This window comes from Streptomyces sp. R44, assembly GCF_041053105.1.
GTDB lineage: Bacteria > Actinomycetota > Actinomycetes > Streptomycetales > Streptomycetaceae > Streptomyces.
This window is the reverse complement of sequence record NZ_CP163444.1, coordinates 4,792,551-4,813,862: the sequence shown is the minus strand read 5'-3', so window position 1 is coordinate 4,813,862 and position 21,312 is coordinate 4,792,551. Positions and strand designations below refer to the sequence as shown.

The window sequence follows — 21,312 nt, the reverse complement described above, 5'->3', positions numbered from 1 at the left end:
CGAAGGACCACCGCCATGGACGCCTCCGACGCGCTCGACGAGTACGGCATCCCGATCATCCCGGACCCCGCCGACGCCGCCTCGCGCAAGCGCCAGGCGATCATCGACGCGGCGCTCGCGGAGTTCCTCGCGGAGGGCTACTCGGCGGCCTCGATGGACGCCATCACCCGCGGTTCCGGCGTCTCGAAGGCGACGATCTACAAGCACTTCGGCAGCAAGGAACGCCTGTTCCTCGCCGTCATCGGCGGCGTCCTGCCGAAGACGTACGCCGACCTGGAGCCCGCCAACTCGACGATCGCCGACGCCCCCGACCTGCGGGCCGCGCTCGTCCGGCTCACCAACGACTGGGCCCGGATCCTGCTGCGCCCGGACATCATGTCGCTGCGCCGGCTCGTCATCGGCGAGATCGACCGCTTCCCGCAGCTCGGCCAGCTCTGGTATCGGGTCAGCTACGACATGAACAACGGCCCGCTGATCGAGGCCTTCACCGAGCTGAACGACCGCGGCACCCTCGACGCACCCGACCCGGTGCTGGCCGTGCAGCAGCTGGTGGCGGCGACGGTGGGGGTGCCGCAGCTCGTCCGTACCTTCTCCCCCGAGGCCGAGATCGACGACGCGGAACTGACGCGGGTGATCAGCTCGGGAGTGGACCTGTTCCTGGCGCGGTACGCGCGCGCCTGACCCACGCCAGGACCAGCAGGGCCACGGCCCACGCTCCCGTGGTGAGGAGCTGGATACGGCTGGCGGCGTCGCCCAGCATGAAGAGAAGCACACCGCCGATGGCCGCGAGCGCGACGGCCGCGCGCACGGAGGGCCCGTGCAGCCGCAGGTGGGAGGCGGCGATCAGGGCCCAGACGAGCAGGATCGCGGCGCCGATCGAGTTGAGCAGGAACGGGAAGACCGTGCGCGGCCAGACCATGCTGAGCACGACCGAGACGAACCCGAACGCGGCGGAGGCGAGGACGGCGGCGTACGGGACACCCGACCGCCCGAGCCGGCCGAGGGCACGGGGCGCGTCGCCACGGCCGACGAGGGCGTACAGCATGCGGGAGGAGCCGTAGATGTTGGCGTTCATGGCGGACAGGAGGGCCACGAGGACGACGGCCTTCATCAGGTCGCCGGCGCCGGGGATGCCGATCCGGTCCATGACGGCGGCGTACGGCCCGTCGGCGACGCCCGGGGCGTCCCACGGTACGAGGGTCACGATGACGGCCATCGAGCCGAGGTAGCAGACGGCGACCCGCCACATCACGGCCCGGACGCCCGCCCGGACGGCGCGGACCGGGTCCTCGCACTCGGCGGCGGCGATCGTGACGGTCTCCAGACCGCCGAAGGCGAAGACGGCGGCCACGATGCCGACGGCGACGCCGTACCAGCCGTGCGGCAGGAAGCCGCCGTCGTGGAGAAGGTGCCCGGCCCCGGGCGAGGGGGCCCCGGGCACAAGACCGACGACGACACCCACCCCCAGCAGCAGGAACCCGCCGATGGCGGCGATCTTCAACCCGGCGAACCAGAACTCCAGCTCGCCGAAGTTCCGTACGCCGGCGAGGTTGCTCGCGGTGAACACGCCCATGAAGACGGCGACCCACGCCCAGCCGGGCACGGCCGGCACCCAGCCGCCGACGATGTGCGCCGCGGCGACGGCCTCGGCGGCGACGCTCACGACGAGCAGCGCCCAGTACATCCACCCGGCGAGCAGCCCGGCCCACGGCCCGAACGCCCGCCGCGCGTGCTCGGCGAAGGACCCGGTCACGGGCCGGGCGGCGGACATCTCCCCGAGCATCCGCATGACCAGCACGGTCAGGACCCCGGCGAGGACGTACGAGACGAGAATCCCGGGCCCGGCGGCCGCGATCCCGACCCCGGACCCGACGAACAGCCCGGCCCCGATGGCCCCACCCAACGCGATCATGGCCAGATGCCGCTGCCGCAGCCCGACCCCGAGCCCCCGCCCTGCCACGATTCCCCCCGAAATACAGACGACCAGCGCAGGAGCCTGACGCGTACTGCCCCGGGAGGGCAACCGGATCTTGTGGACTGAGACGTCCCGGGAAGGGGGAGGGGCGCCGGGGACGACACCGCCCGCCTCACCCCTGGACGACGAGCCTCACCGCGAGGACCACGATCAGGGTGCTCGACGCGAGGGCCGTGCCGAGGCGGCCCCGGGCGCCCGTCAGTGTCCGGCCGAGGAGCGTGCCGCCCAGGGCGAGGAACAGCTGCCAGCTCGCGGAGGCGACGAGCGCGGCGAGGACGAAGGCCGTGCGGTCGACGGGGGTCGCGGGCGCGGACGGGCCCGTGGCGAGGATGAGCGCGGCGAAGTAGATCACCGTCATGGGGTTCAGGATCGTGATGCCCAGGAAGGTGAGGTACGCGCGGCCGGGAGTGAGGGCGCCCCCGTCGTCACGGGAGGCCGGCCCGCCCGTGCGGTACGCGGCGACCGCCCCCCATCCGGCCCGTACCGCCAGCACCGCGAGCACCACCGCGGACGCCCATCGCAGCGGGGTCATCACCGGGGCGAGGACCGGCACGAGCGCGGAGCCGCCCGCGACCGCGAGCAGGGCGTAGACCCCGTCGGCCGTGGCGACGCCGAGGGCCGCACCGGCGCCCGTACGCCATCCGGCCCGGGCCGTGACGGCCACCAGGTAGGCGCCGACCGCGCCGACCGGGATCGCGATGCCGTAGCCGGCCAGCAGGCCGGCCACCACCGCGGCCGTCACGCGACGGCGGGGATCGCGCCTCCGGGGGAGCCGGGCTGCTGCTGTCGGCGGTAGTCCGCGCCGTCCTTCGTCCGGGCGAGGAACCCACCGATCACCAGATACCGGCGCAGCGCCGAGAAGTCCTCGTGCACGCCGAGCAGGGCCTCGTTGACCTCGGCCTCACGGTAGGTGCGACCGGCTTCGAACAGCGTCTCGGCGAGGTGCGCGAGCAGCGCCTCACGGCGGGCGGGCTTGCGCGGGATCGCCTTGAGGCGCCCGTCGGCGGAGAACAGGTCCGCGACGGGGCGGACGGCGGGGTGACTGGTCATGCCGGAGAGCGTGACGCCGTACGCCCCGCCCCGCAAAGCATTTTCACCGCGTTCAGCGCGTCATGACGTTCACGGCCGCCTGCACCCGCGGGATGAACTCCCGGGTGCCGGTCTGCTCGAAGATCGGCCGCGCCTTCTCCACGAAGGCCAGGAAGTCGTCCTCCGACTCGAAGAAGTCCGTGATCCGCCACCCACCGCTGCCGTCGGGCCCGGCCGCGTGCGCGATGAACCCGGCCGGCGGGAACCACTCGGCGGCCTGAATCCGCCGCGTGGTCTCCTCGTACTCCTCCTGCGTCCCGCCGGGAATCTCGACGGTGACGACGACGCCCTTGCGCATGGTCCTGCTCCTGTCACGTCCGGGAAGGGATCCCGACCAGCAGACCAGCCACCCTCCCACCCCGCACGACGACGGGACCCGTTGGAGCGAGGGGGCCACAGCTGGAGGACACGTCACACGACGACGAGCCGAACCCGGGCGCCGCACAGCCACAGGCGCGGCGGGCCCCTGACCCTCTTCTGCGAGCCGCCTCCTTGGCTCTCGGGGTGGGCCGGGTTCGTGGGCTTCTGGTGGGACCGCCCTCTTTCCGAGAGTCGCGCCTTCCACCGCCGCGTCAAGGGCGCCTTCGGCGTCGGCTTCGCCGATTCCGCTGCGCTCCACCCTTGACCCGGCGGCTCCAGACGCGAAAAACCTCTCGGAGGGCGGTCCGGGGGCCGGAGTCCCCGCCAAGCCCCGGGCAGGGGTCGGGGTGGGTGTGCGGCGAGCGGGTTGGTGGGTGGGGGCGAGTGCGGGCTCCTCGCGCCGGTGGGTGGGGGCTTGGTTCGTAGCCGGGGTGGGCGGGACTGTTTCGGTGGGTGGGGTCGCGCGGAGTCGAATGGGGCGGCCCGGCGGCGCTCAGCGGGTTGCGGCCGTCGGTTAGCCGGGCTTCAGGCCCCGCTGGTCATTCCCGGTGGGTGGAAGGGCGAACGAAGCGGCAGGTGGAGTGAAATGCCGAGGTGGGTACCCATAACTCCGCCCTACTCCCGGTAACAGCCCCCAACCAGGGGGCCACAAGGGGCAGATCGCCCAACCCGGCCCAGTTACCGTGAGAAACCACCCACCGACAGCGACCGGCGGGGCCTGAATCCCAACCAGACAGCTGCCGCAACCCGCTAAGCCCTCCCGGGCCGCCCCATTCAACTCCGCGCGACCCCACCCAGGGAACCGGGTCCACCCACCCCTGCCACCAACCAAGCCCCCACCCACCGGCCCGAGGAGCCAGCACCCGCCCAACCGATGCCCGGCCTCGCCCCCGCCCACACACCCCTCACCCGCCTACGGCGGGAAGGGGCCCCGGCACCCCGCGTGGACCCGTCCCCCCGGCCGCCCTCCGAGTGTGAAAAGGCGGCCTCCGCCGCCGGGTCAAGGGTGGGCGCAGCCCATCGCGCAGCGACGCCGAAGGCGCCCTTGACGCGGTGGTGGAGGCCGCCACACTCGGAAAGAGGGCGGCCACACCAGAAGCCCACGAAGCCGGATCACACCGAGAGCCTCAAAACCCGCACCCCCGAAGCCGGATCACCCCGAGCAGCCCCCGTCACTCCGACAGTGCCGCTTCCACAGCCGCTTCGGCGTGGAGGCGCGCGGTGGGGAAGACCGGGACGGGGCTGTCCTCGGGGCCGACGAGGAGCTCGATTTCGGTGCAGCCCAGGATGATGCCTTCCGCGCCGTCGGAGACCAGGTCCTTGATGACCTTCTGGTAGGCGGCGCGGGACTCCTCCCGCACGATGCCCAGGCAGAGTTCCTCGTAGATCACCCGGTGAACTTCCGCGCGCCCGTCGGCGTCCGGGACACGCACAGCGAGTCCGCCGGCCTCCAGACGGCCTCGGTAGAAGTCCTGCTCCATGGTGAACGCCGTGCCCAGCAGGCCGACTCGCTGCAGACCGGATGCCCGTACGGCCTCCGCCGTGGCGTCGGCCAGATGCAGCAGGGGAACGGAAACCGCCGCCTCGACCTGGTCCGCAACCTTGTGCATGGTGTTCGTACAGATCAGCACCATGTCCGCCCCAGCCGCCTCAAGGGACCGAGCCGCCGCCGCCAGGATCTCGCCCGCCTCCGCCCAGCGGCCCTGGACCTGCAACTGCTCGATCTCCGCGAAGTCCACCGAGTAGAGAACGCACCGCGCCGAGTGGAGTCCACCGAGGCGGTCGCGCGTGAACTCGTTCAACAACCGGTAGTACTCCGCCGTCGACTCCCAGCTCATCCCGCCGATCAGCCCGATCGTCTTCATCGCAACACCCCTCACCCATATAAGGCGTTGAGGATGGCAGACCGCTGCTCATAAGCCCCGCTTGGAGTCACTCGGTCTTCGAGGCGCACCCCCACCCGTCACCCACACGAGCGTTCTTCACTCACCGTATCCATCCCGATCCGCTCCGTGCGCTACGTTCACGCAAAACGGCCCTCGTCGATGGTTCGCAGCCATCGGCGAGGGCCTCAACCACCAGTGGACGGACCTCCACCCGTGATCTATCGGCACTTTAACGCGCCTGCCCGCGGCTTCACCCAGTTCTCGCACGACATCATTCGGCATCCCCGGCTCTCCTCCGACGCCGTTCGGATCCTGACCTGGCAGCTCTCCCTCCCCCACGGCGCCCGCGAGTGTCTCTCCCGTACGGCCGAACGTGCCCGGATCGGGGCAACCGCCTTCAGCAACGCCAAGCGGCAGCTCAAGGACGAGGGGTTCGTGCACGAGCGGCGGGTCCAGGGGGCCGGAGGGCTCTGGTCCACCCAACAGCTCGTGTCCGGCACGCCGTTGACGGAAGATCAGGCGATCAAGATCCTCGCGAGGGCCTCGGTGGCGTCTTCGCAGGTCGCACCGAGTCATCGGAAACCGGCCGCCGGTCGTCCGACAGCCCCGTCGACCGACCGTCATCCAAAGAAAGACCCTGAGGGGAACACCTCCAACCCTCCCGCCGGGGCCTCGGACTCCCCTCGGCTCGACGACGCCCGCGCGCTCGTCGGCGCCCTGCCCGTCCTCTCCCCCGCCCTCCGCTACATCCCACCCGGCATGCACGACGAACTCGCCCGCCTCGCCGCCCGCTGGCTCGACGCCGGCCACAGCTCGCTCGACGTCCACGCACACATCCTGCGCGGCCTCCCCGGCGACGGAACGTCCGTCCACCACCCCGGCGGCCTCGTCCGCTACCTCCTCCGCGACGTACCCCGCCGCGAACTGCCCTCCCTGACCCTGCCGTCCCCGCGCGCGTCCGGGGAGTCGGTCTCCGTGCGCCTCCGGGGCACCCGGGAGTGCGCGGGCGACCACACCCAGACGACGCTGTTCCGGCCGCTCTCGGACGAGACCCTGTGCCCCGTCTGCGTACCGCACCACGAAGGCCCGTCGCCGTCGCGACGGGCCTTGCAGGGGGCTGTTCATTAGGGCGCCTACTTCGGGTCTCGGTTGAACACCGCCTTCGACCAGAAGTAGCCGAGGGTGGCGAGGGCGAGGCACCAGGCGAGGGCGAGCCAGCCGTTGTGGCCGATCTCGGTGCCCAGGAGCAGGCCGCGGAGGGTTTCGATGGCCGGGGTGAAGGGCTGGTACTCGGCGATCGGCTGGAACCAGCCGGGCATCTGGTCGACCGGGACGAAGGTGCTGGAGATCAGCGGGAGGAAGATCAGCGGCATCGCGTTGTTGCTGGCCGCCTCCGCGTTCGGGCTGACCATGCCCATCCCGACGGCGATCCAGGTCAGCGCCGTGGCGAACAGGACCAGGAGGCCGAAGGCCGCCAGCCATTCCAGGGCCGTCGCGTCCGTCGAGCGGAAGCCGATCGCCACGCCCACCGCGCCGACCAGGACGACGCTGAGGACGGACTGGATGACGCTGCCGATGACGTGGCCCGTGATGACCGCGCCGCGGTGGATGGCCATGGTGCGGAAGCGGGCGATGATGCCCTCGGTCATGTCCGTGGAGACGGAGACCGCCGTGCCGATCGTCGTCGAGCCGATGGTCATCAGGAGCAGGCCGGGGACGAGGTAGGCGATGTAGTCGGAGCGGTCGCCGCCGCCCATGCCCGCGCTCATGGTGTCGCCGAAGATGTAGACGAACAGCAGCAGGAGCATGATCGGGGTGAGCAGGAGGTTCAGGGTCAGGGAGGGGTAGCGCCGGGCGTGCAGGAGGTTGCGGCGCAGCATCGTCGACGTGTCACGGGCGGCGAGGGACAGGGTGCTCATCGGGCGGACTCCTTGGACGAGGTGGACTGAGCGGGGACGGTGGTGGTGGCGGTGAGGGCGAAGAAGACGTCGTCCAGGTCGGGCGTGTGGACCGTGAGTTCGTCGGCCTCGATGCCGGCCGCGTCCAACCGGTCGAGGATGGTGCGCAGTTCGCGCTGGCTGCCGTCGCTGGGGAGCTGGAGGGCGAGGGCCTCGTCGTCCCGCGACGCGTCCGGCAGGGTGGATGCGGCCGAGCGGTAGGCGTCCGGGTCCGTGAACCTCAGCCTCACGTGGCCGCCGGGGATCAGGCGCTTCAGCTCCTCCGCCGTCCCCTCGGCGGCGATCTTGCCGTTGTTCAGGACCGCGATGCGGTCGGCGAGCTGGTCGGCCTCCTCCAGGTACTGCGTGGTGAGGAAGACCGTCACCCCGTCGGCGACGAGCTCGCGGATGATCTGCCACATGGTGTGGCGGGAGCGCGGGTCAAGGCCGGTGGTCGGTTCGTCGAGGAAGATGATCCTCGGGCCGCCGACCAGGGTCATCGCGATGTCCAGGCGGCGCTTCATGCCGCCGGAGTAGGTCGAGGCCGGCTTCTTCGCCGCCTCGGTGAGGTCGAAGCGCTCAAGCAGTTCGGCCGCGACCCGGCGGCCCTCCTGCTTCGACAGGTGGTGGAGGTCCGCCATCAGGAGCATGTTCTCCTCGCCCGTGATCAGGCCGTCGACCGCGGAGAACTGGCCCGTGACACCGATCGCCGCCCGGACGGACTGCGCCTGCGCCGTGAGGTCGTGGCCCGCCACCCGCGCCTGTCCGCCGTCGGCGGTGATCAGGGTGGAGAGGATCTTCACGGCGGTCGTCTTGCCCGCGCCGTTCGGGCCGAGGAGGGCGAAGATCGAACCCTCGGGGACGGTGAGGTCGATGCCGTCGAGGACGGTCTTGTCGCCGTAGGACTTGCGCAGCCCGTTCGCTGCGATGGCCTGGGTGGTCATGATGCGTACTCCTGGAGGGCTGCGCGTCGGGGGATGAGGGGGGCGGGGGTCAGAGGCTGCGGGCGGCGATGTCGCCGTAGGCGGTGGTGGCCTGGATGTTCAGGCCGGAGGTGCCGTCGTTCTTCAGGGCGTTGCTGACGCGGCCGTAGGCGGTGCCGGCGTCCAGGGAGGCGGAGACACCGGCCGCGGCGGTGATGGAGATGTCGCCCTTCTGGGTGGTCAGCGTGACGGTGCCGCTCACGGCCTCGGCGACGCTGATGTCGCCGCGGGCGGTGGTGATGTCGGCGGAGCCGGTGATCCGGCCGACCTCGATGTCGCCGTCGGTCGCGGTGAGGCGCAGGTTGGCGGCCTCGTCGATCTTGATCTGGTGGTACGCGCCCTCGAAGGCGATGTCGCCGAGCCGGCCGACCGCGCGGAGTTCGGCGGCCGCGGCCTGGGCCTCGACGCGGGAGCCGGCGGGCAGCTGGACCGTCACCTCGATGGAGCCGGTGCCGCCCAGGACGTTGTTCTTCGACTTCGGGACCTCGATGCGCAGGACGCCGTCGGTGTAGGTGACTTCGGTCCGCTCGGCCGTCTTCACGTCGCGGCTCTTGGAGGCGTCGGCGGGCAGGATCTCGACGGTGGTGTCGGTCCGGTCGGCGGCGATGAGGTTGATGCGGCCGGCGGGGACGGCGAGGACGGTGACGATCGCGGCGGCGGTGTCGAACTTCTGCATGGTGCTTCTCCTTCGTGTGGAGCGGGCGCTTGTTCGCCTCGCTCTTTCCGATGAAGGAAAAGCTACGTTGCGTTCGACATCCCGGCAAGCACTTCGTTGCGAGAAAACCCCATCACTGCAGGTCAGTTGCTGGATTTCATTGCAATGGTTCTGAATCTAACGCAACAATCCACCCTCATTGCGTTGCAATGGACTGTGAGTGAACGCTATGCTGGCGCCACCACGTGCCCAGGCGCCCACGAAGGAGACCGCGATGCCGGGAGGCAGACTCACCCAGCCCGAACGCCAGCAGATCGCCCTGGGGTTGGCCGACGGCCTCGCGTACGCGGAGATCGCCCGGCGCCTCGAACGCCCGACCTCGACCATCACACGGGAGGTCATGCGCAACGGCGGCCCCACCGGCTACCGCGCCGACCTCGCCCACCGCGCCACCGAGCACCGCGCCCACCGCCGCAAGCCCGCCGCCCCGCGGGGAACCGCCGCCGCCCCGGCGGCCCATGGGCGCGACGCCGAGGAGGTGCGGGCGTTCGAGGAGACCTTCACCACCGTCATGATGGGCTCGGGCATGCCCAAGATGATGGCCCGCGTCATGGCGAGCCTCACCCTCGCCGACTCCGGCAGCCTCACCGCGTCCGAACTCTCCGAACGCCTCCAGGTCAGCCCGGCGTCCGTCTCCAAGGCCGTCGCGTTCCTCGACGGCCAGGGCCTCATCCGCCGCGAACGCGACGAACGCCGCCGCGAGCGCTACACCGTCGACGACGACGTCTGGTACCAGGCGATGATGGCCTCCGCCCGGTCCATCGCGCAGATCGTCGAGACCACACGGCAGGGCGTCACCGTCCTCGGCTCCGACACCCCGGCCGGCAACCGCCTGGAGAACGTCGCCCGCTTCCTCGACTTCGTCTCCGAGAGCACGGCCCGGGCCGCCGAACAGGCCCGGGCCATCCTCCACACGAAACCCCCGGCCGCCCCGGAGGAGTCCCCTACAGCCCCAGGCGGTAGCGGATCTTCTTGACCAGCTCCGTCAGATCGGGCTGACGCAGCAGGCTGTAGTGGTCCGCGTCCAGTTCCACGACCGTCGGCGGACGCGTCGACCAGCCCGTGGCGCTCTCCAGGAACGAGTAGTCGTCCCCCTCCGCCTTGAAGAGCGTCACCGGGCACCTCACCTGCCGCTCCGCCAACTCCCGGAACGTGTACGTGAACTCGAAGGTCTCCTCGACGATCGCGACGATCCGCCCGATCAGGTCAGGGTCAAGGGCCGGGAAGTTCTCCGCGACGTACGCGACGAAGCCCTCCCGGTCGCCCGCCGTCACGCTCGCGTCGATCGCGCCCGCGAAGACCGAGTACAGGATCGTCACGAACGCCGGGTTGTCGTACGACGCCCCGCCCGACTCCGACGACCGGACCTTCGGGGAACCGGGGGCGATCAGGAACAGGTTCTCCACCTGCTCCCCCGCCGCTTCGAGCAGATGCGCCGACTCGAAGGCGACACGGGCCCCGAAGGAGTAGCCCCACATGGTGTACGGGCCGGCGGGCTGGCGGCGGCGGATCGCGGCCACGTCCGCCGCGGCCATCTCCCGGATCGTGGCGTACGGCTCCTCGCCCCGGTTGACGCCGTGCGCCTGCACCCCGTAGAAGGGCCGGTCGATGCCGACCTCCTCGGCCAGGTGCCGCAGGTTCATCGTGTAGCCGCCGAGCCCCGGCCAGCAGTAGACGGGCGACTGCGCGCCGGCCGCGTGGAGCCGTACGAGACGGGACGCGGGCGTGGCGGCGGCGCCGTCGAGCCGGTGGGCGAGCTTCTCGATCGTCGGACGCTCGAAGAGGATCTGCAGCGGCAGCGAGGCCCCGAACTCCCGGTTGACACGGGTGACCAGCGCGACCGCGATGAGGGAGTTCCCGCCGGACTCGAAGAAGTCGTCGAGGACGGAGACCGCGTCGACCTCCTCGTACCTGAGCGCCGCCGCCCAGATCCCGGCGAGCCTGCTCTCCGTACGCGTACGGGGCAGGACGTGCGGTCGGCCGTGCAGACCGGCATTGACCACGGCCAGGTCGGCGAGCGCCTTCGCGTCCACCTTGCCGTTCGCCGACAGGGGCAGCCGGTCCAGGACCACCACCCGGTTCGGGATCATGTAGTCCGGCAGGTGGTGGACGAGGTCGTCGCGGATCATCTCCGCCGGGCCCTTCATGTGGACCGTGTCCTCGTACATCCCCTCGCTCAGCCGCTGCTCCTCGCTGATCCGGCCGCCGACGAAGAAGTACGAGGGGCCGGTCGGCCGCCCCGCCGCCGCCAGGATCTCGTCCACGCGCCGGGCGGCGGGAAGGGGACGGCCGGACGTGGAGCTGTAGCCGGAGGACATGAACCCGAGCCCGTGGCCGCCGAGCTGGAGCCGCTGGAGGGTGCGGCCGAGGTCGACGTACGCGCGGTCCGCGTCCGCCGTCCGGCTCACGACGGTGACGCCGAGCGAGGCCCGCTCGTACACCGCCTGGTTGATCGCGATGACGTGCTTCTTCTCGACGAGGGAGGGGGAGACGGGGGACAGGGCGCCGTCCGTGTAGGCGTACTGGGCTTCCGGGAGTCCCCGGACGCGGTCGCCGTGGGCCTGGACGTAGACGTCGACCTCGGGGGCGGTCCGCGCCCTCGCCTCCTCGTCGTACGGCACCACCTCCCAGAGCGCGGCCTCGCAGGGCCTGATGTCGAGGCCGTACCCGGGCAGGATCTCCTCGAAGAGGCCGACCATGTGGCCGGTCTCGATCTCCAGGACCTCCTGGATGTTGTTCTTGTAGACCGGCTCGATGGCGGACCGCCTGCCGCGGAAGCGGAACCGGAGGGACGGTTCACCGGCGTCCGGCAGCGGATCGGTCAGATACAGGCGGTGGCGGACCGGGTGGTAGTAGTACGTGCCCGGGTCGAGGCCCGCGATCCCGCGCGCCTCCACGGACAGCTGCGTCGCGTACAGCGCGCCCGGGGAGGCGTAGCCGTACTTCGGGAGGAGCCGCTCCTCGCTCGTGAACTGGCCGAACCAGCGCAGGAGTTCACCGAGATCGGCGACGGTGAGGCTGCCGACGGGCCGGGAGCCGACGCCCTCGGGGCGGCGGGCCAGCGCGGCGAGGACGTCGGCCCGGGTGACCTCGCCGCCCTCGTAGAAGCGGTACGTCTTGCGGGCGAAGACCGTACGGCGCATCCGCTCGGTCGGCGCCCCGCCCGGGAGCTGGACCACCGGGCAGCCCGCGAGCTCGGCGTCCTCGCGGGTGCCGGCGTTCGACAGCTGGGCCTTGACCTGGAGCTTCGACTCCTTGGACTGGTGATGGGCGCCGTGGTCGCCCTGGTCCATCAGGGCGGCCTCCTTCGGCGACAGCTCCACGCAGGCGACGAGGTTCTGGAAGCCGGTGCGGGGCTCGTCCTTGACGATGACCGCCGCGTTCCTGACCCAGTCGTGGTTCTCGATCGCGAGCGCGATCTCGTCCAGCTCGACGCGGAAACCGCGCAGCTTGATCTGGTTGTCGGCGCGGCCGGCGAACTGGACGGTGCCGTCGTCGTTGAAGGTGGCCAGATCGCCGGTGCGGTACAGGCGCTCGCCGTCGTCGGTGGTGAGGAAGCGTTCCGCCGTGAGCTCGGGGCGGTCCAGGTACCCCCGCGCCACCTGGACCCCGCCGATGCACAGCTCGCCGTCGCGAATGTGGAAGGTCGTGTCGTACGCCGGCGTGCCGATCGGTATCGCGGCCGGGCCGGCGGCGACGGTGGCGCGGTCCACCCGGTGCGAGGAGGCGTTGATGGTGCACTCGGTGGGGCCGTAGAGGTTGATCAGCTCGGCGTCCGGGAGCTCGGCGAGGAGCTGGACGGCGAGGTTCCGGGAGAGGATCTCGCCGCCCGAGTACACCCTCTCCAGACTGGTGCACGTACCGAGCCGCTCGGTGTCGACGAGGGCCTGCAGGAGGGTGGGCACGCCCTGGAGCATGGTCGCCTCGTGCGCGCGGACGGCGTCGATCAGGCCCTCGGGGTCGCGGTGGACCCCCGGCGGGCCGACGGCGACGCGGGCGCCGACAGCGGGGGCGAGGATCTCCCACTGGGCGGCGTCGAAGGACATGGGGGTCTTCTGGAGGACGACGGCGTCCGGGCCGAGGCGGTGCTCCGCCGCCATCCAGCGCATCTGGGCGACGATCGAGCGGTGCTCGACCATGACGCCCTTCGGCCTGCCGGTGGAGCCGGAGGTGTAGATGACGTAGGCCAGGTGGTGGGGGGCGGGCGGTTCGAGGGCGGGACCCTCCTCGGGTACGTCCCCGAGGGTGACGACCGTCGTCCCGGGCGGGGCGAGGTCCGTGACGCGGTCCCGGAAGCGCGGCTGGGTGACGAGGAGCTGGGAGCCGCTGTCCTCGATCATGTAGCGGAGGCGCTCTTCGGGGTACTCGGGGGAGAGCGGGACGTACGCGCCGCCGGAGAGGACGACGCCCCAGACGGCGGTCATCAGGTCGAGCGACGGCTCGACGAAGACGCCCACGCGGGCGTCGGGGCGGACCTTGAGGGCACGGAGGTGGCCGGCCAGCCGCGCGGCGCCGTCGTACAACTCGCGGAAGTCGAGGCTCTCTTCGCCGAAGGCGACGGCGGGGGCGGTGGGGCGGGCGGCGGCGTGCGTCCGGAGAAGCCGGTCGAGCGAACTGGTCATGAATGAAGGTCCCTTCGGTCTCCGTTGTGGGCATGCGTTCCGCCGGGGCGGTGCCCACCCCGTTGTGGGCATGCGTTCCGCCGGGGCGGTGCCCACCCCGTTGTGGGCATGCGTTCCGCCGGGGCGGAACGGGTGGGCACAACGGACGGCGCCCTTGCCGGCGCCAGAGGCTTCCGCGCCTGAACCCGCACCACGTCGTGCGCCGCGCATCGGGTGCGGGTCCAGGCTCGGAAGGCGGAGGCGCCGCTAAGGGCGCCGTCCCGTGTGCCCACCCGTCCCGCCCCAGCGGGACGATTGCCCACACGGGGGTGGGCCGGGGCACCGCCCCACCCGGGCGCGGGCCCACACGGGGGTGGGCGTGGGCGCCGGTCAGCGGTAGATGAGGAGTTCGTGTTCGGTCGCGCCGGTCAGTTCGTAGCGGGTCCGGACCAGAGGCCGGCCCGAGTAGATCCGGATCAGCGTCGCCGCGTCGCCGTGGAAGCGCGCCGCCGGCCGGCCCTCGATCTCGTTGCCGAGGGCCACCGGATCGTCCTCCCGGCCCGCCAGGACCCCGACCAGCCGGGGCGTCTCCCGGCGTCGGCTCGTCACCGACAGGAGCGGCAGCGCCAGGTCCAGCGCCGCGCCGCAGTACGCGCCGGGCTCGCCGAAGGCCTCCCGTACGTCTCCGGCGTGGACCCACTCGCCCAGGGCGACGGCGTCGAGCCTGCCGTCCTCGCGCCCGGCGATGACGGGGCCGGCCTCCGTCAGGCCGCGCTCCAGTTCGTCGAGGATCCGGCCGATGGGCCAGTCCTCGCGTTCCGCCACGTCGCAGGCGTTGGCCTCGGGCAGGAAGACGCCTTCCTCCAGGCGGTCCTCGACGATCCGTACGAGCGCCGCCCCGCAGTGGGCGAGGACCTGCCGCGCCGTCCAGCCGGGGCACGCGGTGCGGAGCTCGTACGCCTCTTCCGGTGTCCGCCGGAGGAGCGGCATCAGCAGGTCCCGTTCCGTACGGAGGAGCCGGTCCGGGAGCCACGGGTCACGGGTGTCGTCGGTACACATGCGGGCTCAGTAGCGGTAGTGGTCCGGCTTGTACGGGCCCTCCACCGGGACCCCGATGTACGACGCCTGCTCGGGCCGCAGCGTCGTCAGCCTCACGCCCAGCGCGTCGAGGTGGAGGCGGGCCACCTTCTCGTCGAGGTGCTTCGGGAGGACGTACACGCCGGTCGGGTACTCCTGCGTCTTCGTGAAGAGTTCGATCTGCGCCAGCGTCTGGTCCGCGAAGGAGTTCGACATCACGAACGACGGGTGCCCGGTCGCGTTGCCGAGGTTGAGCAGCCGGCCCTCGCTGAGCACGATGACGACCTTGCCGTCCTCGAACGTCCACGTGTGGACCTGCGGCTTGACCTCGTCCTTCACGATCCCGGGGATCCGCGCGAGCCCGGCCATGTCGATCTCGTTGTCGAAGTGGCCGATGTTCCCGACGATCGCCTGGTGCTTCATGCGCGCGATGTCGGACGCCATGATGATGTCCTTGTTGCCCGTGGTCGTGATGAAGATGTCGGCCGTCTCCACGACGTCCTCCAGCGTCGCCACCTGGTAGCCGTCCATCGCCGCCTGGAGCGCGCAGATCGGGTCGATCTCCGTGACGATGACACGGGCGCCCTGGCCTCGGAGGGACTCCGCCGAGCCCTTGCCGACGTCCCCGTACCCGCAGACGACGGCCGTCTTGCCGCCGATCAGCACGTCCGTCGCCCGGTTGATGCCGTCGACGAGCGAGTGACGGCAGCCGTACTTGTTGTCGAACTTCGACTTCGTCACGGCGTCGTTCACGTTGATCGCCGGGAAGAGGAGCTCGCCCTCGCGGTGCATCTCGTACAGGCGGTGGACGCCGGTCGTCGTCTCCTCCGTCACGCCCCGGATACCGGACGCGATCGTCGACCAGTCCAGGGTCGTGGTCTCCAGGAGGGCCCGGACGACCGCCAGCTCCTCGTTCGACGCCTCGGGCAGCACGCCCGTCTTCTGGTACTCCACACCCTTGTGGACGAGCAGCGTCGCGTCGCCGCCGTCGTCCAGGATCATGTTCGGGCCACCGGTGGGCGAGTCCGGCCAGGTCAGGGCCTGCTCCGTGCACCACCAGTACTCCTCCAGGGTCTCGCCCTTCCAGGCGAAGACCGGGATCCCGGCGGCGGCGATCGCGGCGGCCGCGTGGTCCTGGGTCGAGTAGATGTTGCAGGACACCCAGCGGACCTGCGCGCCCAGCGCGACGAGCGTCTCGATGAGGACCGCCGTCTGCACCGTCATGTGCAGCGAGCCGGTGATCCGGGCTCCCGCCAGCGGCTGCGTCTCCGCGTACTCGCGGCGGATCGCCATCAGGCCGGGCATCTCGTGCTCGGCGAGGGTGATCTCCTTGCGGCCGAAGTCGGCGAGGCCGATGTCGGCGACCTTGTAGTCGGTGAAGTCAGACATGCGCTGCAACTCTCCTTGCGCTCAGGATGGTTCGGTGGATTTCCAGGGCCGCCGTCGACTTGTTCAGCGTGATGTAGTGCAGTCCCGGCGCGCCCTCGTCGAGCAGCCGCAGGCCCATCGCCGTCGCGTACTCGACCCCGATGCGGTACGAGGCCGCCGGGTCGTCCTTCGCGGCCTCCAGGCGGTGCGCCAGGTCCTCGGGGAAGGCCGCGTCGCTCAGCTCGGCGAAGCGCCGGATCTGGCGGACGTCGGTGGCCGGCATGATCTCCGGGATGATCGGGGTGTCGCAGCCCGCGGCGGCGACCCGGTCCCGCAGCCGCAGGTAGTCCTCGGGGTCGAAGAACATCTGCGTGATGGCGTAGTCGGCGCCCGCCCGGCACTTGGCGACGAAGTGCGCGAGGTCGGTCGCGGAGTCGCAGGACCTCGGATGGCCTTCCGGGAAGGCCGCCACGCCGATCCTGAACTCGCCCAGCGAGCGGACGAGTTCGACGAGTTCGTATGCGTACGTGAAGCCCTGCGGGTGCGGGGTCCAGCGGCCCCGCGGGTCGCCCGGCGGGTCGCCGCGCAGGACGAGCACGTCCCGGACGCCGGCGTCCGCGTACGCGCCGATGATGGCCCGCAGCTCGGCGACCGAGTGGCCGACGGCCGTCAGGTGCGCCACCGGCCGCAGCGTCGTCTCGGTGACGATCCGCTTCGTCACGTCGATCGTCCGGTCGCGGGACGAGCCGCCCGCGCCGTACGTCACGGACACGAAGTCGGGCTTCAGGGCCTCGACGCGGCGGATCGCGTCCCACAGGGTCTGCTCGCCCCTGTCGGTCTTCGGCGGGAAGAACTCGAAGGAGTACGTGGGGGTCACAGGCGCCGTCCTCCCGCGTTGAAGTAGCTCGCCTCCGGGTGGTGGACGACGATCGCGTCCGTCGACTGCTCGGGGTGCAGCTGGTACTCCTCCGAGAGGTGGACGCCGATCCGCTCCGGCCGGAGCAGGTCCGCGATCTTCGCCCGGTCCTCCAGGTCGGGGCAGGCCGGGTAGCCGAGGGAGTAGCGGCAGCCCTGGTACTCGGTGCGGAACATGCCGTCCATGCCGGCGGGGTCGGCGGCGGCGATGCCCCAGTCCTCGCGCACCCGGGCGTGCCAGTACTCGGCGAGCGCCTCCGCCAGCTGGACGGAGAGGCCGTGCAGTTCGAGGTAGTCGCGGTAGGCGTCGGCGGCGAAGAGCCGGGCCGTCTCCTCCCCGATCCGCGAGCCGACGGTGACGACCTGGAGGGCGACCGCGTCGACCTCGCCGGAGTCCTCGGAGCGGTGGAAGTCGGCCAGGCAGAGGCGGCGGCCCCGCTGCTGGCGGGGGAAGGAGAAGCGGGTCCGCTCGCCTCCGTCCTCGTCCAGGACGATCAGGTCGTCGCCCTTGGACACACAGGGGAACCAGCCGTGGACGACGGCTGCTTCGACCAGGCCCTCGCGTTCGATCCGGTCGAGCAGCGCCCGCAGCCGCGGCCTGCCCTCCGTCTCGATGGTCCCCGCGTCCTTCAGCCCCCACTGGCCCTTGAAGAGGGCGGTCTCGTCGAGCCAGGGGGCGTACGCGGCGAGCGGGATGCCGGTGACGACCTTCGTGCCGAGGAAGGGGGGCTCGGGTACGGGGTTGTCGGCGGCGACGTCGGAGCGGCCGGGCGGCTCGGGCTCCCGTACCTCCGGAAGCACCGCGGGCCGCTTGGGCACCCTGCGCTGCTTCAGCTCCGGGAGCACGGCTCCGGGGACGCCCCGCTTCACGCCCATGAGCGCGTCCATCAGTCGCAGGCCCTCGAAGGCGTCGCGGGCGTAGCGGACCTCGCCCTGGTACAGCTCGTGCAGGTCCTGCTCGACGTACGCCCTGGTCAGGGCCGCCCCGCCGAGGATCACGGGGAAGCGGGACGCGAGTCCCCGGCCGTTCAGCTCCTCCAGGTTCTCCTTCATGATCACGGTGGATTTCACGAGGAGGCCGGACATGCCGATGACGTCGGCGTTGTGTTCCTCGGCGGCCTCCAGGATCGCGGAGACGGGCTGCTTGATGCCGATGTTGACGACGTTGTAGCCGTTGTTGGAGAGGATGATGTCGACGAGGTTCTTGCCGATGTCGTGGACGTCGCCGCGGACGGTGGCGAGGACGATCGTGCCCTTGCCCTCGGCGTCGGACTTCTCCATGTGCGGCTCCAGATGGGCCACCGCCGTCTTCATGACCTCGGCGGACTGGAGCACGAACGGCAGCTGCATCCGGCCCGAGCCGAAGAGCTCGCCGACGGTCTTCATGCCGTCGAGGAGCACGTCGTTGACGATCTCCAGCGCCGGCCGCCCGGCCAGCGCCTCGTCGAGGTCGGCCTCCAGGCCGTTCTTCTCGCCGTCGACGATGCGGCGCTTCAGCCGCTCGTCGAGCGGCAGCGCCAGCAGCTCCTCCGCCTTCCCCGCCTTCAGGGACTTCGCCGTCGCGCCCTCGAACAGTTCCAGGAGCCGCTGCAGCGGGTCGTAGCCCTCCCGGCGCCGGTCGTGGATCAGGTCGAGCGCGACCTCCACCTGCTCCGGCTCCAGGCGGGCGATCGGCAGGATCTTCGACGCGTGCACGATCGCCGAGTCGAGACCGGCCTTCACGCACTCGTCGAGGAAGACCGAGTTCAGCACGATCCGCGCGGCCGGGTTGAGGCCGAAGGAGATGTTGGACAGGCCCAGGGTCGTCTGCACGTCCGGGTGGCGGCGCTTCAGCTCGCGGATCGCCTCGATCGTCGCGATGCCGTCGCCCCGCGACTCCTCCTGGCCCGTGCAGATCGTGAAGGTGAGGGTGTCGATCAGGATGTCCGACTCCCTGATCCCCCACTTCCCCGTGAGGTCGGCGATGAGCCGCTCGGCGATCGCGACCTTCGCCCCGACCGTCCGCGCCTGGCCCTCCTCGTCGATCGTCAGCGCCATCAGCGCCGCACCGTGCTCCTTCGCGAGCGCCGCGACCTGCGCGAACCGCGACTCGGGCCCGTCGCCGTCCTCGTAGTTCACCGAGTTGACGACCGCCCGGCCGCCCAGCTTCTCCAGGCCGGCCCGCAGGACGTCCACCTCGGTGGAGTCCAGGACGATCGGCAGCGTCGACGCGGTCGCGAACCGGCCCGCCAGCTCCGCCATGTCCGCGGCGCCGTCCCGGCCCACGTAGTCCACGCACAGGTCGAGCAGGTGCGCGCCCTCGCGGATCTGGTCCCGCGCCATCTCGACGCAGTCGTCCCAGCGGCCCTCCAGCATGGCCTCGCGGAACTTCTTCGAGCCGTTGGCGTTGGTCCGCTCGCCGATCGCCAGGTACGAGGTGTCCTGCCGGAACGGCACATGGCTGTACAGCGACGACGCGCCCGGCTCCGCCACGGGCCTCCGGTCGAGGACGGCCGCGCCCCGGACCCGCTCCACGATCTCCCGCAGGTGCTCGGGGGTCGTGCCGCAGCAGCCGCCGACCAGGGCCGGCCCGTACTCCCGTACGAACTTCTCCTGGGCGTCGGCCAGTTCGGCCGGCGACAGCGGGTAGTGCGCGCCGTCGGCCGTCAGCACCGGCAGGCCCGCGTTCGGCATCACCGAGACCGGGATCCGGGCGTGCCGGGAGAGGTACCGCAGGTGCTCGGCCATCTCCACCGGGCCCGTGGCGCAGTTCAGGCCGATCATGTCGATGCCGAGCGGCTCCAGGGCCGTCAGGGCGGCCCCGATCTCCGAGCCGAGCAGCATCGTGCCGGTCGTCTCCACCGTGACCTGCACGATGACCGGCAGGTCCACGCCGACCCAGTCCAGGGCCCGGCGGGCGCCGATGACGGCCGCCTTCGTCTGGAGCAGGTCCTGCGAGGTCTCGATGAGCAGGGCGTCGGCGCCGCCCCGGATCAGGCCCTCGGCGTTCTGCTGGAAGGCCTCGCGGAGGGGCTCGTACGTGACGTGGCCCAGGGTCGGCAGTTTCGTACCGGGCCCCATGGAGCCGAGGACCCAGCGGGGGCGGCCGTCGGCGGCCGTGTGGGCGTCGGCGGAGGCGCGGGCGATCCGGGCGCCGGCCTCGGACAGCTCGTACACCTGGTCCTCGATGCCGTACTCGGCGAGGGCGGCCAGGTTCGCGCCGAAGGTGTTGGTCTCGACGCAGTCCACGCCGACCGAGAAGTAGGCGTCGTGGACGGAGGCGACGATGTCGGGGCGCGTGAGGTTGAGGATCTCGTTGCAGCCCTCCAGGTTCCGGAAGTCGTCCATCGTCGGATCGGCGGCCTGGAGCATGGTGCCCATCGCCCCGTCGGCGACGACGACCCGCGTCGCGAACTCCTCCCTGAGCGACCGCCGGGCCGCGCTCATGACAGCCCCCTCAGATGGGTGACGAGGGTGGCCGTGCAGCCCACCCCGTACGTCGTCCTGATGCGGTCCAGGAGCGGGTCCCGGTGCAGCCGGTACTCCTGCGTCCCCACGTAGTCGAGGACGGTCGCCGCGACCGCGCAGCCCAGCTGCGCCGCGCACCGCTCCGGCACGCCCCACAGCCATCCGGCGAGGAAGCCGGACCGGAAGGCGTCGCCGACACCGGTCGGGTCGACGACCGCGGGGACCTCGACGGCCGGCACGGCCAGCGAATCCCGGCCCTCGCCGCGGATGCGGACGCCGGCCTCGCCGTGGGTGGTGACCCAGGTGTCGACGCGGCGCAGCACCTCGGCCTCGGTCCAGCCGGACTTCTCCAGGAGGAGGGCCGTCTCGTACTCGTTGGTGAACAGGAACCGGGCCCCGTCCACCAGCTCCCGCACCTGCTCCCCGTCGAGCCGCGCCAGCTGCTGCGACGGATCGGCGGCGAAGGGGATCCCCAGGTCACGGCAGGTGCGGGTGTGCCGGAGCATGGCCTCGGGGTCGTCCGGGGAGACCAGGACCAGCTCCAGACGGCCGGTGCGGGCGACGACCTCGCGGAGGTCGATCTCCCGCGCCTCGGCCATCGCCCCCGCGTAGAAGGTGGCGATCTGGTTCTGGGCCCGGTCGGTGGTACAGACGAAGCGGGCGGTGTGGAGCGACTCGCTGATGCGCACCGAGTCGGTGTCCACACCGTGGTCCTTCAGCCAGACCCGGTACGGCTCGAAGTCGGCGCCGACCGCGCCCACGAGGGCCGGCCGCAGGCCGAGGACACCGAGTCCGAAGGCGATGTTCGCTGCCACTCCGCCGCGCCTGACCTCCAGGTTGTCGGCGAGGAACGACAGGGAGACCCGGTCGAGCCGGTCGGCGAGCAGCTGCTCGCTGAACCAGCCGGGGAAGGTCATCAGATGGTCGGTCGCGATGGATCCCGTGACAGCGATGCGCAT

17 protein-coding genes are annotated in these 21,312 nt (G+C 71.4%); 3 read left to right on the top strand and 14 right to left on the bottom strand.

The genetic code is table 11. From position 1 onward, the window contains the following. Window positions 1-15: 15 nt before the first annotated feature. Window positions 16-681, top strand: coding sequence for a TetR/AcrR family transcriptional regulator (locus AB5J54_RS22455; protein WP_369145695.1), 666 nt, complete (start codon window positions 16-18; stop codon window positions 679-681). On the opposite strand, the gene AB5J54_RS22450 is transcribed toward AB5J54_RS22455, so the two are convergent. From AB5J54_RS22450 to AB5J54_RS22430, 5 genes are all read right to left on the bottom strand, one after another. Next, window positions 635-1,987 carry an amino acid permease gene (locus tag AB5J54_RS22450; protein ID WP_369149423.1) on the bottom strand — a complete coding sequence of 451 codons (1,353 nt, stop codon included), beginning with the start codon at window positions 1,985-1,987 and terminating at the stop codon, window positions 635-637. The two genes, AB5J54_RS22455 and AB5J54_RS22450, sit on opposite strands and share 47 nt — an antisense overlap. A gap of 100 nt (window positions 1,988-2,087) precedes the next feature. After that, entirely contained in the window at window positions 2,088-2,717 is a 630-nt protein-coding gene (locus AB5J54_RS22445; RefSeq protein ID WP_369145694.1) for a LysE/ArgO family amino acid transporter, read from the bottom strand. Next, entirely contained in the window at window positions 2,714-3,025 is a 312-nt protein-coding gene (locus AB5J54_RS22440; protein WP_369145693.1) for a DUF2087 domain-containing protein, read from the bottom strand. Before AB5J54_RS22440 ends, AB5J54_RS22445 begins: the two co-directional genes overlap by 4 nt. Before the next feature lie 52 nt (window positions 3,026-3,077). Further along, window positions 3,078-3,362 carry a hypothetical protein gene (locus AB5J54_RS22435; protein ID WP_369145692.1) on the bottom strand — a complete coding sequence of 95 codons (285 nt, stop codon included), beginning with the start codon at window positions 3,360-3,362 and terminating at the stop codon, window positions 3,078-3,080. 1,234 nt (window positions 3,363-4,596) lie between these two features. Further along, the gene (locus tag AB5J54_RS22430) at window positions 4,597-5,289 is read right to left on the bottom strand and encodes an aspartate/glutamate racemase family protein (RefSeq protein WP_369145691.1); all 693 of its coding nucleotides are present in this window, start codon (window positions 5,287-5,289) and stop codon (window positions 4,597-4,599) included. A gap of 234 nt (window positions 5,290-5,523) precedes the next feature. On the opposite strand from AB5J54_RS22430, the gene AB5J54_RS22425 reads away from it, so the two are divergent. Further along, the gene (locus AB5J54_RS22425) at window positions 5,524-6,438 is read left to right on the top strand and encodes a hypothetical protein (RefSeq protein ID WP_369145690.1); all 915 of its coding nucleotides are present in this window, start codon (window positions 5,524-5,526) and stop codon (window positions 6,436-6,438) included. 5 nt (window positions 6,439-6,443) lie between these two features. Here the strand turns inward: AB5J54_RS22425 and AB5J54_RS22420 are convergent, their stop codons facing one another. Genes AB5J54_RS22420 through AB5J54_RS22410 form a run of 3 tightly spaced genes read right to left on the bottom strand, consistent with a single transcriptional unit; the run spans window position 6,444 to window position 8,906 of the window. Further along, window positions 6,444-7,229 (bottom strand): ABC transporter permease, encoded by a 786-nt coding sequence (locus tag AB5J54_RS22420; RefSeq protein ID WP_369145689.1) that lies wholly within the window; start codon window positions 7,227-7,229, stop codon window positions 6,444-6,446. After that, on the bottom strand, window positions 7,226-8,191 hold the full coding sequence (locus AB5J54_RS22415) for an ATP-binding cassette domain-containing protein (RefSeq protein WP_369145688.1): 966 nt from the start codon (window positions 8,189-8,191) through the stop codon (window positions 7,226-7,228). Before AB5J54_RS22415 ends, AB5J54_RS22420 begins: the two co-directional genes overlap by 4 nt. Window positions 8,192-8,240: 49 nt before the next feature. Then, entirely contained in the window at window positions 8,241-8,906 is a 666-nt protein-coding gene (locus AB5J54_RS22410) for a DUF4097 family beta strand repeat-containing protein (RefSeq protein ID WP_369145687.1), read from the bottom strand. 253 nt (window positions 8,907-9,159) lie between these two features. Here AB5J54_RS22410 and AB5J54_RS22405 point away from each other — a divergent pair, with 253 nt between their 5' ends. Further along, the gene (locus AB5J54_RS22405) at window positions 9,160-9,921 is read left to right on the top strand and encodes a helix-turn-helix domain-containing protein (protein WP_369145686.1); all 762 of its coding nucleotides are present in this window, start codon (window positions 9,160-9,162) and stop codon (window positions 9,919-9,921) included. Here AB5J54_RS22405 and AB5J54_RS22400 read toward each other — a convergent pair. The 6 genes from AB5J54_RS22400 to AB5J54_RS22375 all read right to left on the bottom strand — a co-directional run bounded on the left by AB5J54_RS22400 (window position 9,890) and on the right by AB5J54_RS22375 (window position 21,312). Next, window positions 9,890-13,567, bottom strand: a complete 3,678-nt coding sequence (locus AB5J54_RS22400) for an amino acid adenylation domain-containing protein (protein WP_369145685.1) — start codon at window positions 13,565-13,567, stop codon at window positions 9,890-9,892. The genes AB5J54_RS22405 and AB5J54_RS22400 overlap by 32 nt on opposite strands. Before the next feature lie 369 nt (window positions 13,568-13,936). Beyond that, window positions 13,937-14,605 carry a maleylpyruvate isomerase family mycothiol-dependent enzyme gene (locus tag AB5J54_RS22395; protein WP_369145684.1) on the bottom strand — a complete coding sequence of 223 codons (669 nt, stop codon included), beginning with the start codon at window positions 14,603-14,605 and terminating at the stop codon, window positions 13,937-13,939. A gap of 6 nt (window positions 14,606-14,611) precedes the next feature. Further along, window positions 14,612-16,012, bottom strand: coding sequence for an adenosylhomocysteinase (ahcY, locus tag AB5J54_RS22390; RefSeq protein ID WP_369145683.1), 1,401 nt, complete (start codon window positions 16,010-16,012; stop codon window positions 14,612-14,614). Next, window positions 16,005-16,868, bottom strand: coding sequence for a methylenetetrahydrofolate reductase [NAD(P)H] (gene metF / locus AB5J54_RS22385; protein WP_369145682.1), 864 nt, complete (start codon window positions 16,866-16,868; stop codon window positions 16,005-16,007). Before metF ends, ahcY begins: the two co-directional genes overlap by 8 nt. After that, window positions 16,865-20,332: a methionine synthase gene (metH, locus tag AB5J54_RS22380; protein WP_369145681.1), complete on the bottom strand. Its 3,468-nt coding sequence runs from the start codon at window positions 20,330-20,332 to the stop codon at window positions 16,865-16,867. The genes metF and metH overlap by 4 nt, the downstream gene beginning before the upstream one ends. Beyond that, window positions 20,329-21,312, bottom strand: a complete 984-nt coding sequence (locus AB5J54_RS22375) for a carbohydrate kinase family protein (RefSeq protein ID WP_369145680.1) — start codon at window positions 21,310-21,312, stop codon at window positions 20,329-20,331. Before AB5J54_RS22375 ends, metH begins: the two co-directional genes overlap by 4 nt.

Excerpts from the sequence above, each read along its gene's own strand:
- AB5J54_RS22455 (WP_369145695.1), top strand. The coding sequence starts at position 16 with ATGGACGCCTCCGACGCGCTCGACGAGTACGGCATCCCGATCATCCCG.
- AB5J54_RS22440 (WP_369145693.1), bottom strand. The coding sequence starts at position 3,025 with ATGACCAGTCACCCCGCCGTCCGCCCCGTCGCGGACCTGTTCTCCGCC.
- AB5J54_RS22435 (WP_369145692.1), bottom strand. The coding sequence starts at position 3,362 with ATGCGCAAGGGCGTCGTCGTCACCGTCGAGATTCCCGGCGGGACGCAG.
- AB5J54_RS22430 (WP_369145691.1), bottom strand. The coding sequence starts at position 5,289 with ATGAAGACGATCGGGCTGATCGGCGGGATGAGCTGGGAGTCGACGGCG.
- AB5J54_RS22420 (WP_369145689.1), bottom strand. The coding sequence starts at position 7,229 with ATGAGCACCCTGTCCCTCGCCGCCCGTGACACGTCGACGATGCTGCGC.
- AB5J54_RS22415 (WP_369145688.1), bottom strand. The coding sequence starts at position 8,191 with ATGACCACCCAGGCCATCGCAGCGAACGGGCTGCGCAAGTCCTACGGC.
- AB5J54_RS22410 (WP_369145687.1), bottom strand. The coding sequence starts at position 8,906 with ATGCAGAAGTTCGACACCGCCGCCGCGATCGTCACCGTCCTCGCCGTC.
- AB5J54_RS22405 (WP_369145686.1), top strand. The coding sequence starts at position 9,160 with ATGCCGGGAGGCAGACTCACCCAGCCCGAACGCCAGCAGATCGCCCTG.
- AB5J54_RS22400 (WP_369145685.1), bottom strand. The coding sequence starts at position 13,567 with ATGACCAGTTCGCTCGACCGGCTTCTCCGGACGCACGCCGCCGCCCGC.
- AB5J54_RS22395 (WP_369145684.1), bottom strand. The coding sequence starts at position 14,605 with ATGTGTACCGACGACACCCGTGACCCGTGGCTCCCGGACCGGCTCCTC.
- ahcY (WP_369145683.1), bottom strand. The coding sequence starts at position 16,012 with ATGTCTGACTTCACCGACTACAAGGTCGCCGACATCGGCCTCGCCGAC.
- metH (WP_369145681.1), bottom strand. The coding sequence starts at position 20,332 with ATGAGCGCGGCCCGGCGGTCGCTCAGGGAGGAGTTCGCGACGCGGGTC.
- AB5J54_RS22375 (WP_369145680.1), bottom strand. The coding sequence starts at position 21,312 with ATGCGCATCGCTGTCACGGGATCCATCGCGACCGACCATCTGATGACC.